This is a genomic window from Lysobacter sp. ESA13C, from assembly GCF_019970005.1.
Classification (GTDB): Bacteria; Pseudomonadota; Gammaproteobacteria; order Xanthomonadales; family Xanthomonadaceae; genus Lysobacter; species Lysobacter antibioticus_B.
In genome coordinates this window covers 235642-249006 of record NZ_JAHXYK010000001.1, presented here as the reverse complement: position 1 = coordinate 249006, position 13365 = coordinate 235642, and the positions used below count along the sequence as shown (strand labels likewise).

The window sequence follows — 13365 nt, the reverse complement described above, 5'->3', positions numbered from 1 at the left end:
AGCTAGAGCCGCTGAGGTCTGACCTCAGCGGCTCTAAAGAGGTTCATCAAACGGCGGCAAGGAAGCCGCGAAGCACTCAGTGCCGTGGTGCGGCGTATGCGGTGTTAGACGATTCGACCAGGAGGCGATTGGCCCGTTCACCTGCCGCCTTGGCACTGGCCTCGATCATGTTGGGTGGTGTGGGCACTTCGCAGCCGACGCAGAAGAGCAGGCTGATCGAAACGGCTACGGCAACGAGTCGATGGAGCTTCATGGCTTAGGTCCTTAGGGATGATGGATAGGTACGGCCATGTCCCCATCGGCCGTGCCCCAATCTAGCCCGCACGGACCCTAGCCCCAGTGCCTTTGCACTAGAGGTTGATGTGCCTCACAGATTCCCCGATCACAGTCCGGCTAGGTCGCGCCGAATGGCGTGGCGGCCACTATGCCGTGAGCAGTGACACGGCTCCGCCCATTCATCTTGCTCTGATACAGGGCCGCGTCTGCCCGATTCAGTAAATCGGTGAGCGTATCGCCCGGCTGCATATCGGCAACGCCCATGCTCAGCGTGACGGGTACGAGCTGGCCCTGTACCGCCAACGGGTGCTGCGTCACCGCTAGCCTCAAGTCCTCAGCTACTTGGAGAGCCGCGAACTGATCGTGGTTGTACAGCAGCACCAGCATCTCGTCACCGCCATAGCGAGCGATCAAGTGCTCTGTACGCAGCCAGTTGCGCGCGCGTAGTGCCACGACGCGGATCGCGTCGTCGCCTGCCGAGTGCCCATAGCGATCGTTGATTTCTTTGAACCGATCGATATCAATGAAGATGACCGCCAAGGGGTGCTTGAACCGAAGCGCGCGATCCATCTGTTCCAAGAGCATCACCTCGACGGCATCGCGGGTAATGACCCCGGTCAGCTTGTCAAACGTCCAACGCTGCTGCGCCGTGTCTCGGTCCTTTCGCAGTTGCCGCAGCCGATCGGTCAATCCGAGGAACAGTCCGAAACCGCTGAACGCCAAACCCGCCGGGAGCGACGACTCGATCCAATCGGTCATCGGCCACCACGCTTGGTAGCCGCCGACGAGCGCAACCAGGATGGCCATTACCGGTGCCCACGCAATCAACAGATACAGCGCTTCGCGCTGGCGGCGCCGAAGTGCCCGGAACCCACCTATGGCGATGATCGCGAAGGCCGCAAGCATCACGGAGTTACCGAAGTAGGCGCTGACCGACCAGACCTGAATGACCGAAACGCAAAGCAATCCGCCCAGCAGCATGCTGCAAATATCCAATGCTCGCGCGACACGCGGCTGGTGCTGGGGCAAGCCGAGGAAGAACGCAATGAATCGAACTCCGGCCAGAACGGCGGCCGTGCTGATGACGATGTTTGCCCGGCGATCAGCGGCCATCTCGGCCAGCCAGGGCCATTGGCCAATCTCGCCGCCGTCGATCGTCAACTTCGCCAGCTGCGCCGCCAAGGTCAGACCGAGATAAGCATAGCCGCGCTCACTAAGCGCTATGAAATAGCCAAACGCCAACACGGAGATCAGCGCCAGAGCCACTAGCACCGACGTGCGATAGCGGACATGGGCGAGCTCGGCTTCGTACACCTGCCCAAAGGGGGCTATCGATACCGCGGCCGGAGTCCGGGTTGCGGAGGCGACCCTCAAGTAAAGGATGTCGCCAGCACGCAGCGTCGGAGCTAGTGCGAAGACATGAAAGCGCGAGGGCCGAACTCCCCGACCTTCCGCATCAAGCGTGGCCCGACGTTGCGGGGTCGCCTGTCCAGGCTGCCAAAGCTCGATGGTCTTACGATTCGGATGGGTGAAGACCAGTTGCGGCAGCTCAGTGTCTGCGACCGAACGCTCCAAGACCAGACGCCACCACTGTGGGGCCGCCGTGGGATTGACGATTTCAGTGCTGCTGACCGAACGGAAGTCGCGATCGCGGGTGCCATCGATAATGCGCTCCGAGGAGATAGCACTCGACGACTCCAATCGTTCCAGACGGAAGTCGGCTCCCATGGCGCCGGTCGCGACCAGCCAGAGCGCCAGCAACGCAAGCGCGTTGGTAATGTGCTTTCGGAATCCTTCCATCCACAGCCCTCCAGGCTTAGCCCAGAATACCGAGAGCGCCGGCAGGCGGACGGTGAGGCGGGTCACGGTTTCCTGCGGACAATCGCTCTGGAGGTCGCCGCGAGAGATTCAAAGCCAATACCGATCCCGAGAGCGGGCCTCGCAGAATGTGCTTTGCACTGGTCGCCTTTGTGCAAAGGACAAAATCCCATGCCTCAGTGGCTAAATACGGGTTCCGATAGACTCTTCGGTTTCGATCCAAGCCCCTCCAAGGAAGACAAAGCCTAATGAGCACAAGTACAGCCAGACCTTCCGATGAAGCCGAACGGCGGGTGATCAAAAAGTTTCTTGCCTTTAGCCTGCTCTCTTTCGTTGTGTGCCTGGTACTGCCGGCATACACGGTGCAGTCGGCGGCGAGCAGCCAGATGCACAGTGGCCTTGCCTACGAGAAACTGCTGATGGGATTCCTTGGTCCTCTAATTGGTGTCTTTGAGTGGTATGCCAATCCAGCTTTGTTTCTTTCTTGGCTGCTGCTCTGGAAGAAGCACTTTATAGCTGGTGGGATTTTTGCCGCAGCCGCATTGGCTACCGCCGGCGCTTTCCTCTTCCGCCACGAAATCATCGTCAACGAGGCTGGTCATTCCGGCGCGATTATTTCCAAAGACATCGGCTATTGGCTTTGGATCGCGAGCATCGCAATTGCGCTTATTGGGAACGCGACCTGCCTGGTCAGGGCCCACATGGGGCGGACATGATCGCCGCATCCGGAGATGCTGAATCACTCCGGTGCTGACCGATAGTTCTTGCCAGGCTTCCAATTGCAAAGGCGGCGACCGGTCTCGTTGTGAGCCAGAATTTGGCGTGCCGTTGGATCAGTCAAGACATCCTGCTGAGAGACGTAGATTGGGCGAACCCATTCGCAGCCCGAGGTGCCGGCCTCAGTCACGCGACCATTCGTTGCGCAGCCGGTCAGCAGCAGAATCAGCCACAGCCTCCGCCACCGGTGTGGTTTCGGCATCGGGAAGTTGGTGGACAAGGGTGTCGACCTCGGATCGGGTTTGGGAATGTTCCGCGACGCGCTCGGCTATCGCCGCCTGTTGTTCACTGGCAGCCAGACGGCTTTCGGCCTCGTCGCGGGCCCGTTGGCGACCTCGCCAACGACCCCAGCCGAAGGCCGCCAGTACGGCGGCCAACGCGGTCAATAGCGTCGTCGCCCAGACTTTGAGCGCGATCATGCGATCTGGCCTCCCGCCTTTTCGTATACGGCGAGCAAGCTCTCCATTGGCACCTCGCGCTGGCCATAGCCGGCCTCGGGCAACGAAGCCCAGGTCTTGCGGGACCTACGCACGGCCGAGCTGATCCAGCCCTTCTTGATGTCGGCCAACGCACCGGTCTCACTCAGTAATTCGATGGCGCCGTGGTCCTGCGAGGCAGGGCCAAAGTCGGGCAGCTTCAGGCGGTTGCGTAGGTTGTTCCAGGTGCGCCACAGGAACTGATAGCGACCGGCGGCGGTGGAGTGGATGCGGTACTTCGGCAGCCAGATCATCTTGCGCGGATGCTCAACGTAGCTGGTAAATCGACCGCCGCCGACCAGCACGTCGTAGCCGCCGTGTTCGCTGAAGCGCTCGACGCCCTCGGCGTGGGCGATCATGTCGAGGAACGCCAGGACGTTTTGGCCGCCGGCCTGCTCAGCGGAGAGTCGTGCCATCCGGACCTCGCTGCTGGAACAGGCGGCCGATCAGGCCGAGCAGGAGCAGGCTCGCCGTTACGCTGGCGGCGATCCGGCCGGGCACATGCACCCGTAGGTCGTCGGGCAGGTTCAGCCACACGCCCTGAAGGGCGATGGCCAGAGTCATCGATTGCACACTTACGAAGCGCCATGCGTGGCGCCAGTTCTCGATCAGCTTCATGGGGTCTTCCGAAGGGATTGAATAAAGGCGGTGACGTCGCGTCCACCGGCGAAGCCGGCATTGACGTCCTCGATGCGCTCGGCGCGCAGCGCGCGTTCGCGCTGAATGGCGACGCGGTAGAACAAGGCGAGTTGGCGCGAGGTGGCGTGCTCGATCCAAGGCCAGTCGTGACCGTGGTCGATCAGGGTGGCGAGGACGCTGGGCCAGTCGCTGCCGGCGTCGCGCGTCGCAGTTCCAGCGCCGCGATCACGCGCTGCAGAAAAAAATCGGCGTTGATCGCCCAGAACGTCAGCAGCAGCAAGTCGCCTTGCGCGGCGTTGAGCGAATGCACGAGCTCGACGGGTTGATCACTGACCTGCGCGAGCAACTCGACGGTAGCGTCCGGATGCTGGGCGCAGACCCGATGCAGGCGGCCCAGGTCGATGTTGCCGTCGTCGGTTTGCTCGACCAGGTCGGCGACGAGCGCGGCAATCTCGCTGTGCAGCCGCAGGCTCTCGAAGAACCCCAGCTCCCGCACGGTCACAGTGTGCTCGCCGAGCGACAGCACCCGATTGGGCTGCAACACGATTAGGTCATCGGCCGGCGGGCTTTTGGGGCGTTTGATCTTGCGCGCCATTACGCCCTCACCATCTCGATCCGCCCGAACCCGCCCAGGTCCGGGTCGAGCGCCCGGGCCTCATCGAACAGCGCGGCACCGGACAGCTGCAGGCTGCCCCACTCCTCGGAGATCAGGTCGAGCTGCTCGATGGGATTGAACGCGACGCGGTACAGCGTCACCTTCGCCCGGCGGCCGTTGACCGTATTGATGCCGTCTAGGAACAGCATCCGCTCCGGAGGCGGGGTGTTGAACAGGGCGATATTGACCGTCTCGCCGTGTTGATAGGTCGCCTTGAACGGTTGGGTCAGGCCATCGACTTTGCGCAGGCCAATCAGGCCCGACGACGCCGATTCGGTCCACCAATTCGCAGCGGGAACCGTGACCGGCGGCGTGGCGCTGTCGGTCAACGACAGTTCGCTGATCCAGCCGCGGTCGAGCGCGATCAGGTCGTTGGCCTTCAGGCCGGGCGGAAGTAGCTCGTTGCTGATTGCGCCCGCCGGCAAGGTCGCAGGAATCGAGTACAGGCCCTCGGCGAGGTTCTCCGGCGTGGCTTCGTCCAGGGTCAGGTTGACGTTGGCGGTCTTGCTCTGGACCAGGCGGCCGTAAAGCATCCGGTTGCCGCTGAACGACTCGGTCTTGTCCGAGTTCTGGACCTCCAGCGCAAGCTGCAATTGGGGGGCGTTGCCGACCCAACGAAGCGGGCCGGACTTGCCATTGGATTTGCGTTGGGCAAGGTAGACCTTGCCCTGAAAGGAAAACAGGTCCTGCGCGGCCATCGGTCGCGTTGCTCCTATATAGGGGTGTCGGGGCGGCCAGACGGCCGCCGGTTCAGCGGCGCAGTGAGCGCAGCAGCAGCCGATCGATCTCGGCGGTGATCACGTCCAGGCCGGCCTGGCCCATGCGCTCAGGGCGGTCGCCCTTGCGCAGAATCTGGGCCAGCGACGGCCCGTACAGGCGACGGATCGGGGTGCGCGGCACGCGCTTCGGACCCGCGATCGGCGTGCGTTCGAAGGCGATGTCGACGCCGCCGTGACGGCGATGGAAGCCGGAACGCTTGAAGCTGCGCCGGCCTCGGACCGCGGTGTAGTCCAGACCGCGGTCATCAGCGCTGCGTTTTGAGGCGAAGTTCCGTAGGCCCACACCGCGGGCGACGCCGACCAGTTCCATCCCGCTCGCGGTCGTTCGTACGCTCAAGCCTGCGCGGATACGCGTGGCGGACAGGGCGTACTCGGTCTGGATATCGCGACGGGCGATCACCGGCCAACGGCGACGCAACGTGCCCAAGGCTCGCCGCTGAGCCAGAGTGACCTTGGCCGGGATCTCGCTGATGCGCTTGGCGGCGTCCAGCGCAGCATCCGCATCGATAGACAGGTCCATCAGCGGCGATAGCGGATCGTCAGTGCAACCTGGACGGCGACCACCGGCAGACCTTCGGGCCGATCAAGAAACACGATGTCCTCGACCTGCACCGGCAGGGCGTTCGGCAACGGTATCCAGTCAGCGAGCGCGTCTTCGATGTCCGCGGCGATCGCATGCGACCGGGCCTGGGCGTCGACCAGCGACGCCGGTACCGTTGCTTCGGCCAACGCCTGCAGAACTCGATGCTGACCATGGGGTTTGCTGACATCGCGCTGGATGCCCAGGGCCGCCAGGGTCAGGCCGAGCGCATCGTCGTCGGGATGTTGGGCCGGCTCCAGCGCGACTGCCGAGCCGATGTTGGTTCGATACTCGCGGTCGATACGGATGTCGGTCAACCGGTCGGCGACCCGCTGCAACAAGGTCCAAGTGGAGGCGGGACTAGCCATGAAGGACGGCTTCGTTGACCAGGCCGTCGTCCTCAATCAGCGCCTCGACCATCTGCGTACGATCGGATAACGCGACCACGTCGCCGCGCCTGAACACCCACTCGCGATTCCGGGCCAGCACATGGCGGGATCGGCCGATGACTTGCTGGAACTCTCCGAGACGCTCGACGCCGTCGCGCACCACAATGTGCGATCTCACCGTGTGACCGCCATCGCGTTCAATTCGCGCGACGACGCCGAGCGTATCGAAGACTACTTCGTCCATCGTGGAGAAGACGTCCACGGACTCATGCCTTCAGCTTGGGCAGAAGCGCCGGGCGATGGCACATCGGCAGCGGGTTCGATTGGGTGTGCAGGTCGGTGCCACGGTCGAACTTGCGCGGCGCTTGCTTGCTGTAAAGCAGCTGGCCAAGCGTGTTGACGCTCTCGTTGAAGTCCGCCGGTGCCACATAAGTCGCGAACGTATCCAGGGTGCCCAACGGAAAAGCATGCGCCTCGCCCACTTCGATGAAGCGACGCGTGGTGCCCTCGGCGTCACTGGCCTCGCCGGCGTATTCCTCGAAGCGGACACCGGCGAAACGGAAGTCCGAGCGCATGTCGTCGCGCAGAGCAGCGCCTTCCTGCCAGCGCTGGTAGGCCTCCTGCACCTTTGGGTGAGCGGACAGCAAGTCGAAGAACTCGCTCGACACCAGCACATGGATACCGCTCATGCGCTCGCCTTGAAGCGACTTGCTCATGTAGCGCTTCAACTCGATGCACTTGGCGCGTACGTCCGTTTTCGGATCGGCCAGTTGGAAATCGAACGTCTTCGGCGTGATGTTGAAGATGTCGAACAGGTTCGCGAGCTCGGTGCCGTCCGCGTCGAGGATCACGCCCTTCAGCGCGCCGATGCGCAGGTGCTCCAGCGTGATCGAGTGTTTGTTGCGCATGGTCTGCAGGTGATCCGCCATAACGCCGGCCACCGTTTGCAGCTCGCTCTCCGAGCCAAAGGCACGGACGCCGATGACCTCTTCGGGCAACAGCACGTCGTCATGCGGAATGTGCGGGACGTTGAAGGCGCGAAGGGCGCGCTTGCCGCGCTTGCCCACAGTGCCCGGCGAGCCGACCGGCTGGGTCGGCAGCAGCGACAACACGCCGTTTCGCTCCTCGACCGTCACCTGGCGCGTGCGCACCGGCTTGACCGGAAACAGATTCAGTTCGTCCAGACGGCCGTACTGGTTCGGCAAGATGTTGATCGCGGTAGTCAGCGCGCTCATCGAGAACGCGGGGTTGTGGAACGGGTTGTTCATCGACATGGATCAGACTCCGCGGCGCACGAGGACGCCGATGCCGCGCAGCTGCGCAGTGGCGGCGGCGCGTTGTTCAGGGGTGACTCGGATCGGCCAGACCAGGGCGTGGTCGGCAACCGTCGCGTGTCGGGCGACGATCAAGCCGTCCGGACTCGGGTCGGTGGCGGTCGTGATGGGCACGATGGCAACGCCGGCCGCGACCTCACGGCCATCGGTGGCCGCCGGATCGAGGGCGGCCACTTCGCCGGTCGCAGTAATGCGACCGATGACCTGACCGAGCTTCAGCACCTGATCGGCGGCGACGGTGGCTTGGTCGCGCGAGTAGAGGTTGTCGGCTTCGAACTTGAGCAAATCGCCCAGGTTCTGACCTTCGTGGACCGGCGGGTACGTGGTCAGTCGCATCTCAGCGCTCCTTTCGCGCGGCTGCGGCGCGCGCTTTGACGGCATGGATGAGTGGGTTGTCTTCGAGCGAGACCGCGGCGGTCGCCATCGGCGCGCCCGGCGACAAGTGGCTGGTGATCTCTGCGGAATCGGCTTTGGCTGCGAGCAAGCGCTGGCGTGCGACGGCGGGGGTAACGCCTTCGGCGAGCAGGGTCGCAGTCATCTGCGGCTGGCCGGCCAACTCGCACAGCTCGGCGATAGCCAGGGCGTCGCTGCGGGCTTGTGCCAGGGCAGCGTCAAGATCAACGACGGCCGGCGCCGTCGCTTCGGGGGTGGACATCGTGGGGGTCTCCAGGAAAGGAAGACGCGCGGTGGCGTCGAGTTCGGTGTGCATTTGCTGCACGGCGTCGCTAAGCGTGCCGAGGCGGTCGGCCAGGCCGACGTTGATGGCGTCCTGACCGAAGTACAGCGCCGCTTCGGTCTTGCGTACTGCGTCAGCGCTCACGCCACGCTGGTCCGCGACGGTCAGGACGAACAGCTCGTGGAGGCGGTTGACCTCGGTTTGGATCGAACTGCGGGCTTCATCGGTCAGGGGGCCATGCGGCGTTCCGTCGTTCTTGCGAGCCCCGGCATGGATCGGCGTGTACTTCAATCCGGCGTTCGTATCGGATTGCGACTGATCGACGTGCAGGGCGATCACGCCGATCGAACCGACACCAGCGGTGCGCGTCAGGAAGACGCGGTCGGCGGCACTGGCGATCGCGTAGGCGGCCGAGAACGCAGCATCGTTGGCCACCGCCCAGATCGGCTTGCGGATTCGCGCGGCGTGGATTTGGTCGGCCAGATCGAACACGCCCGCGGCTTCGCCGCCGGGACTGTCGATGTCGAGGACGATGCCGCGGACCGACTCGTCGGCTAACGCCGCATCCAACCGGCGCGCGATCGACTGGTAGCTGGTCAGTCCGGATAGCGCGTCCAACCCAACCGTTCGCTGCACCAGGGTGCCGTGGACCGGCAAGACGAAAACGCCGTTCTGGGTCTGCAAGGTGGGCGGGGGCAGCGGGCCCGGCGGCGCCATCTGCGACGGTGGCAAGGTTTGCAGCTCGAACTTGGGCGCCAGCACGCCCAGGATCACTTCCAGCTTGGCGCGTTGAATGAGCAGCGGCGTGTTGAACACACGCGCGGCCAGGTGTGGCAGTCCGGTCATTGCGTAGGTTTCGATTCTTGGACCGGCGCGTCGGCCGGCGGTGGGGCGTGCTTGACGCCATTGCGGGCGACGACGCGGGGATCGGTGTCGAGGACCAGACCAAGCGCATCGGCACGCTCGGCGTCGGCAGCGATCTCGCGGTCGATCGTCTCGGCGTCGTAGCCGGAACTGGCGATCGCCTCGGAGCGCGACAGCAGCCCTGCGCGGATCGCCAGGATCATCGCGTTGAACTCCTTCTCTGGATCGACCCAACTCCACCCCTGCGGTACCCATTTGCAGGCGCGGTACTGGCGCTTGCGGCGGCGGTAACCGGGCAGGTCGATCGCACCCGAGAGCACGGCCGCATCGACGAACGCACTCCAGATCGGCCGGCACAGCTGATAGACGAGCACCGCGTGCTGGACCATCTCGCAGCGGCGCCGGAACTCCAGCAGACCCGCGCGAATGGAGGAGTAGTTCACCCCCGACAGGTCGCCGGTGAGTTGCTCGTAAGTAATGCCGATGGCGGCGGCGACGGCGCGGAACTGGGCGCGTAGGAAGGGGTCGTAGCTCGACCCGACATCCGCCGGCTGCGAGAAGGTGACGTTCTCGCCCGCCTCCAGAATCTGCAGCGTGCCCGGCTCCAGACCCAGCGGCGCATTGCCGGCCTCGTCGGGCGGCTGGTCGCCAGGTAAGGGGTCTTCCGGACCGTCGCGGGTGATGAAGCCGGCGAACATCGCCGCGGTCTTCTTACGGACCAGCTCGGCGTCGTCGTACTGGTCCAGCTCGTTGAGCTTGACCAGCGCGCGCGCCAGCCACGGCTCGCCACGGATTTGCCCCGGCCGCAGCGGCCGGAAGATGTGCAGGATCTCCGACGCCGGCACCCGGAACGTTTCCATCCCGCCGTGCCGCGACATCGGCGCCATCGCCCCGTCCTGCGGGTGCGACAGATACAGGTGGTACGCCACTCGTCGACCGAGCCGGTCGAACTCGATGCCGGCGCGGATCAGGTTGCCGTTCGGTTCCTCCCGGTTGAGCGACATCGGCAGGTGCTCGGGTTCGAGCAACTGCAACTGCAGGGGGACCGACAGACCGTCCTCGGTGCGGCGCGGGCGCAACCGGACCAGGCACTCGCCGCCTTCCAGCAACGCGCGGCAGGCCAGGGCCTGCAAACCGTACAGATCGGTCAGGCCGGCGGCATCGGCCTCGTCGCACCAGTCGCGCCACAGGGATTGCAGACTCTCGCGTTGGGACTGGTCGGCCAGCAACGATTGCGGCTTGATGCCGGTGCCGACAGCGTTCGCGACGAACGCCTCGACCGCAGCATTGGCCCAGGCGTTGCGGCGGACCAGGTCGCGCGAGCGCACCCGCAACGCGTCGCCGGTCGCCAGCAACGCGGCCACGGCACCCGGGTTGCTGGGTTGCCAGGCGGTCGAGCGGCGGCCGTAGCCCGATGCTTCGTGCACGGGCGAGCCTCCGAACATCGAGGTTCGGAGGCGGGACCACCAACTCATCAGAATCCTTTGTTCGTGGTCACGCGCAAACGGCGGACGCGGCGTGGCTGGCCTTCGGTGCCGGCGAGGGCGGCTTCGATCTCGCGGATCGCCGCCAGCAGTTCATCGACGCTGCGGTACTCGACCAGGCGGTCGCCGAAGCTGACGCGACGTTCGCCACGGGCAAGCGCTGCCCTGAGCGCTTTGAGCTGCTCATGGGTATAGGGAAGATAAGACATGGAAAATGGAGGGGCAGAAACGACGAAGCCGCCCAGCGGGCGGCTTCTTTCATGAGGGGGAATGGGGTGTTCGGCCTCGACCGAAGGGCCGGGCGCCTTTGGCGCTACCGGACCGGCTGGCGGTTCCGGAGCTCATATCCACGAAGTAGCGAAGCTCGCGCTTCCGCTGGCGTAAACAGATCCATGTAGAACGCCACGCCGATTTCTGTATCGGGGTGATTGATGCTGGTGGAGGTGTTGTAACCCCGCAGCCCTTCGCGCCTTAGCAGGGCGTCCAGCTCGGTCAGGCGCTTACGAACCTCAACGCGTCCCCCATGAATCCCGATCAGTCCGTCGTCCACCAGGTCCTGAAGCATGTCCTTGACGTCGGTGCTGCCCTTGAAGAATGTCGGGATCATGAGTCCGCTCCTTGAGTATTCCCTGTGCGCCGTCCTATCGGCTCCCACCGATTGGCACTGCCCATCATGCACCGAGCCATTGGCTCCGCACCAGCCTGCGCGATCGATGCCCGGTTGCGACGGTACTGGCTCCGCCAATCGCGTGGCTATGGGGGATATCCCTCAATGGCGCAGTGTCCACTGATGCATATTCCTTCACGATCTTCAGACTGCGCTCCAGCTCAACCCAATGCCGTTCCTCGAAACGATCGACGCCCGCCTGCATCGCCGCGGCGCGCGCCATGACGTAGCAGTCCAACGCCTCGTTCCGGTCCCGTCGCTTCTCCCAAGTCCGAACGGGATAGCCGTGGCGGTCCCGGCGGCTGATCAGGTGCTCGGCCGTCAGCTGCTGAAGGAACTCGCCGTCGATCTTGGGCAGATGGATGTAGCCGGCCGGAAATGCCGGCTGTCCGTCCGGGCCGATCTCGATCGACAACCGCAGGGCGTTGTAGAACTCCAGCTTGGCGATGCCGCCCGCAATGGCGAACAGCTTCAGCCCCCGGCGCAACCTCTTGCCCGGCACGCTGACGTCGACGGCGGTCGGTGTACCGATGAGCGCCGCGCCGCTGCCCACGCCCTTCATCGGCAGTAGCCGCGGGTCGCTGACGCTGCGCGCGAAGGCATAGGCTTCCTGCGTTGCGAAGCCGGTGTCCAGGCCCAATCGGGTCAGCGGCAGCAACGCGCCGCTCGCGTGGGTCCACTGCTCCGACAGGATGGCGCCCAGCTCATTCCAGACCACAGTGCGGGCGGTATCGCCCATCAGCACCCGGTGCTCGACCAGCCAGGTCTCGCGACCCCGGCCAAAGGCCCAGATGGAGACCTCGATGCGATCCTTCTGGATGTCGGCGCCGCCGGTCAGCATCAATCCACCGGCGGGCACCGTGCCGATCCGATAGTTCTCGCGCCGCTCCAGCAGGCGCTCCCAATCCGGGGCCTCGCCTTCCTCTTCCCAGGTCTCGCCGAGCTCGGTGTTCTTGAATGCCTTCAGCGCCGTGGCCGAGCCTTGCGCCGCCTCCCAGGCGGCGGCGATGTCGGCCCAACTGCGCCAGCCGACCGGGGAGTACAGCGATGACAGGTGGTAGCCCGCCGTCTTGCCTTTGTTCTGCGGCGCGGTCGCCCGCCATTCGCCACCCGCCAGCATCGCGGTCTTGTGGTGTTCGCCGATCGGTTGCTCGCAGGACTCGCAGATGTAGCGTGCCGATCGCGGATCGCCCCAGGTCCAGCGCAGCTGCTCGAACCGCAGCCATTGCTCGTGGGCGCAATGCGGGCACGGCACGAAGTACCGTCGCTGGTCGGACGCGAGGTATTCGCGCTCGATGGTGCTGGCGCCGGCAATGGTCGGCGTCGAGACCAGCAAGATTTTGCGGCGGGTGAAGGTACGGGTGCGGGCCTCGGCCAGCGCCACTGCATCGCCTTCACCCTCCACGTCGCGTGGATAGCCGTCCACTTCGTCCAAAAACAAATAGCGCACCGGCATGGAGCGCAGGCCGACCGCGCTGTTGGCGCCGGTCAGGACCAGGACGCCGCCGCGGAACTCTTTGGCCAGGATCGTGTTGCCGGCGTCCCGCGCGCGCGAGGGCGCAATGCGCTCGCGCAGCGACGGCGATTCTTCGATCAGCGGGTCGATTCGCTGTTTCGAGTTGCGCTTGGCCATCTCGACCGTGGGCGCCACGGCCATCATCGGCCCCGGTGCGCAGGCGATGACGTAGCCGATCCAGTTGTTGCCGCACTCGGTGCCGCCGACCTGCGCGCCCTTCATAAAGACGACGCGCTCGGTCGCCGAGGCCGGCGACAAGTCGTTCATGATGTCGCGCAGGTACGGCGTACGCGCGGTGCGCCAGCGGCCCGGCTCCGAGGACGAGGTGCTCGACAGCACCCGGTCGCGGTCCGCCCAATCGGACACGTCGAGAAACGGATCGGGTGTCAGGCCATCGCGCCACGCCTTCTCAACGTGGTCGAAACCATCGTACAA

General features: G+C 64.8%; 19 protein-coding genes. 1 reads left to right on the top strand and 18 read right to left on the bottom strand.

Annotated features, from left to right (window positions below; genetic code table 11):
* Positions 1-76: 76 nt before the first annotated feature.
* Complete coding sequence (locus LC490_RS01220; protein ID WP_223619008.1) at positions 77-253, bottom strand: hypothetical protein; 177 nt, start codon at positions 251-253, stop codon at positions 77-79.
* Positions 254-393: 140 nt separating this feature from the next.
* Complete coding sequence (locus LC490_RS01215) at positions 394-2142, bottom strand: diguanylate cyclase (RefSeq protein WP_223619007.1); 1749 nt, start codon at positions 2140-2142, stop codon at positions 394-396.
* A 200-nt stretch (positions 2143-2342) separates the two neighbouring features.
* On the opposite strand from LC490_RS01215, the gene LC490_RS01210 reads away from it, so the two are divergent.
* A complete protein-coding gene (locus LC490_RS01210) occupies positions 2343-2810 on the top strand; it encodes a hypothetical protein (protein WP_223619006.1) in 468 nt (155 codons plus the stop codon).
* A gap of 183 nt (positions 2811-2993) precedes the next feature.
* Here LC490_RS01210 and LC490_RS01205 read toward each other — a convergent pair whose 3' ends face one another.
* From LC490_RS01205 to LC490_RS01135, 16 genes are all read right to left on the bottom strand, one after another.
* Positions 2994-3290, bottom strand: a complete 297-nt coding sequence (locus LC490_RS01205) for a hypothetical protein (protein ID WP_223619005.1) — start codon at positions 3288-3290, stop codon at positions 2994-2996.
* Complete coding sequence (locus LC490_RS01200) at positions 3287-3763, bottom strand: glycoside hydrolase family 104 protein (protein ID WP_223619004.1); 477 nt, start codon at positions 3761-3763, stop codon at positions 3287-3289. Before LC490_RS01200 ends, LC490_RS01205 begins: the two co-directional genes overlap by 4 nt.
* A complete protein-coding gene (locus LC490_RS01195; protein WP_223619003.1) occupies positions 3744-3965 on the bottom strand; it encodes a DUF4175 domain-containing protein in 222 nt (73 codons plus the stop codon). Before LC490_RS01195 ends, LC490_RS01200 begins: the two co-directional genes overlap by 20 nt.
* Positions 3962-4090, bottom strand: a complete 129-nt coding sequence (locus LC490_RS24370) for a hypothetical protein (RefSeq protein WP_255610577.1) — start codon at positions 4088-4090, stop codon at positions 3962-3964. The genes LC490_RS01195 and LC490_RS24370 overlap by 4 nt, the downstream gene beginning before the upstream one ends.
* A 56-nt stretch (positions 4091-4146) precedes the next feature.
* Positions 4147-4581 carry a DUF6631 family protein gene (locus LC490_RS01190; RefSeq protein ID WP_223619002.1) on the bottom strand — a complete coding sequence of 145 codons (435 nt, stop codon included), beginning with the start codon at positions 4579-4581 and terminating at the stop codon, positions 4147-4149.
* Positions 4581-5339 (bottom strand): hypothetical protein, encoded by a 759-nt coding sequence (locus LC490_RS01185; RefSeq protein ID WP_223619001.1) that lies wholly within the window; start codon positions 5337-5339, stop codon positions 4581-4583. Before LC490_RS01185 ends, LC490_RS01190 begins: the two co-directional genes overlap by 1 nt.
* A gap of 52 nt (positions 5340-5391) precedes the next feature.
* Positions 5392-5940: a hypothetical protein gene (locus LC490_RS01180; protein ID WP_223619000.1), complete on the bottom strand. Its 549-nt coding sequence runs from the start codon at positions 5938-5940 to the stop codon at positions 5392-5394.
* Complete coding sequence (locus LC490_RS01175) at positions 5940-6317, bottom strand: hypothetical protein (RefSeq protein ID WP_223618999.1); 378 nt, start codon at positions 6315-6317, stop codon at positions 5940-5942. The genes LC490_RS01180 and LC490_RS01175 overlap by 1 nt, the downstream gene beginning before the upstream one ends.
* 43 nt (positions 6318-6360) lie before the next feature.
* Complete coding sequence (locus LC490_RS01170) at positions 6361-6651, bottom strand: hypothetical protein (protein WP_223618998.1); 291 nt, start codon at positions 6649-6651, stop codon at positions 6361-6363.
* Positions 6652-6655: 4 nt separating this feature from the next.
* Positions 6656-7663: a major capsid protein gene (locus tag LC490_RS01165; RefSeq protein WP_223618997.1), complete on the bottom strand. Its 1008-nt coding sequence runs from the start codon at positions 7661-7663 to the stop codon at positions 6656-6658.
* Positions 7664-7666: 3 nt separating this feature from the next.
* Complete coding sequence (locus tag LC490_RS01160) at positions 7667-8059, bottom strand: head decoration protein (RefSeq protein WP_223618996.1); 393 nt, start codon at positions 8057-8059, stop codon at positions 7667-7669.
* Between the two features lies 1 nt (position 8060).
* A complete protein-coding gene (locus LC490_RS01155) occupies positions 8061-9245 on the bottom strand; it encodes a S49 family peptidase (protein WP_223618995.1) in 1185 nt (394 codons plus the stop codon).
* Positions 9242-10708 carry a phage portal protein gene (locus LC490_RS01150; RefSeq protein ID WP_223619284.1) on the bottom strand — a complete coding sequence of 489 codons (1467 nt, stop codon included), beginning with the start codon at positions 10706-10708 and terminating at the stop codon, positions 9242-9244. Before LC490_RS01150 ends, LC490_RS01155 begins: the two co-directional genes overlap by 4 nt.
* Positions 10709-10737: 29 nt before the next feature.
* Entirely contained in the window at positions 10738-10956 is a 219-nt protein-coding gene (locus tag LC490_RS01145) for a hypothetical protein (protein WP_223618994.1), read from the bottom strand.
* Positions 10957-11060: 104 nt separating this feature from the next.
* A complete protein-coding gene (locus LC490_RS01140) occupies positions 11061-11354 on the bottom strand; it encodes a hypothetical protein (RefSeq protein WP_223618993.1) in 294 nt (97 codons plus the stop codon).
* Positions 11355-11418: 64 nt separating this feature from the next.
* Positions 11419-13365 (bottom strand): phage terminase large subunit family protein, encoded by a 1947-nt coding sequence (locus LC490_RS01135; protein ID WP_223618992.1) that lies wholly within the window; start codon positions 13363-13365, stop codon positions 11419-11421.

What these genes read in the sequence shown, in the direction of transcription:
- LC490_RS01205 (WP_223619005.1), bottom strand. Translation starts at nt 3,290, where the DNA reads ATGATCGCGCTCAAAGTCTGGGCGACGACGCTATTGACCGCGTTGGCC.
- LC490_RS01200 (WP_223619004.1), bottom strand. Translation starts at nt 3,763, where the DNA reads ATGGCACGACTCTCCGCTGAGCAGGCCGGCGGCCAAAACGTCCTGGCG.
- LC490_RS01210 (WP_223619006.1), top strand. Translation starts at nt 2,343, where the DNA reads ATGAGCACAAGTACAGCCAGACCTTCCGATGAAGCCGAACGGCGGGTG.
- LC490_RS01190 (WP_223619002.1), bottom strand. Translation starts at nt 4,581, where the DNA reads ATGGCGCGCAAGATCAAACGCCCCAAAAGCCCGCCGGCCGATGACCTA.
- LC490_RS01145 (WP_223618994.1), bottom strand. Translation starts at nt 10,956, where the DNA reads ATGTCTTATCTTCCCTATACCCATGAGCAGCTCAAAGCGCTCAGGGCA.
- LC490_RS01165 (WP_223618997.1), bottom strand. Translation starts at nt 7,663, where the DNA reads ATGTCGATGAACAACCCGTTCCACAACCCCGCGTTCTCGATGAGCGCG.
- LC490_RS01195 (WP_223619003.1), bottom strand. Translation starts at nt 3,965, where the DNA reads ATGAAGCTGATCGAGAACTGGCGCCACGCATGGCGCTTCGTAAGTGTG.
- LC490_RS01160 (WP_223618996.1), bottom strand. Translation starts at nt 8,059, where the DNA reads ATGCGACTGACCACGTACCCGCCGGTCCACGAAGGTCAGAACCTGGGC.
- LC490_RS01150 (WP_223619284.1), bottom strand. Translation starts at nt 10,708, where the DNA reads ATGTTCGGAGGCTCGCCCGTGCACGAAGCATCGGGCTACGGCCGCCGC.
- LC490_RS01180 (WP_223619000.1), bottom strand. Translation starts at nt 5,940, where the DNA reads ATGGACCTGTCTATCGATGCGGATGCTGCGCTGGACGCCGCCAAGCGC.
- LC490_RS01155 (WP_223618995.1), bottom strand. Translation starts at nt 9,245, where the DNA reads ATGACCGGACTGCCACACCTGGCCGCGCGTGTGTTCAACACGCCGCTG.
- LC490_RS01220 (WP_223619008.1), bottom strand. Translation starts at nt 253, where the DNA reads ATGAAGCTCCATCGACTCGTTGCCGTAGCCGTTTCGATCAGCCTGCTC.
- LC490_RS01140 (WP_223618993.1), bottom strand. Translation starts at nt 11,354, where the DNA reads ATGATCCCGACATTCTTCAAGGGCAGCACCGACGTCAAGGACATGCTT.
- LC490_RS01185 (WP_223619001.1), bottom strand. Translation starts at nt 5,339, where the DNA reads ATGGCCGCGCAGGACCTGTTTTCCTTTCAGGGCAAGGTCTACCTTGCC.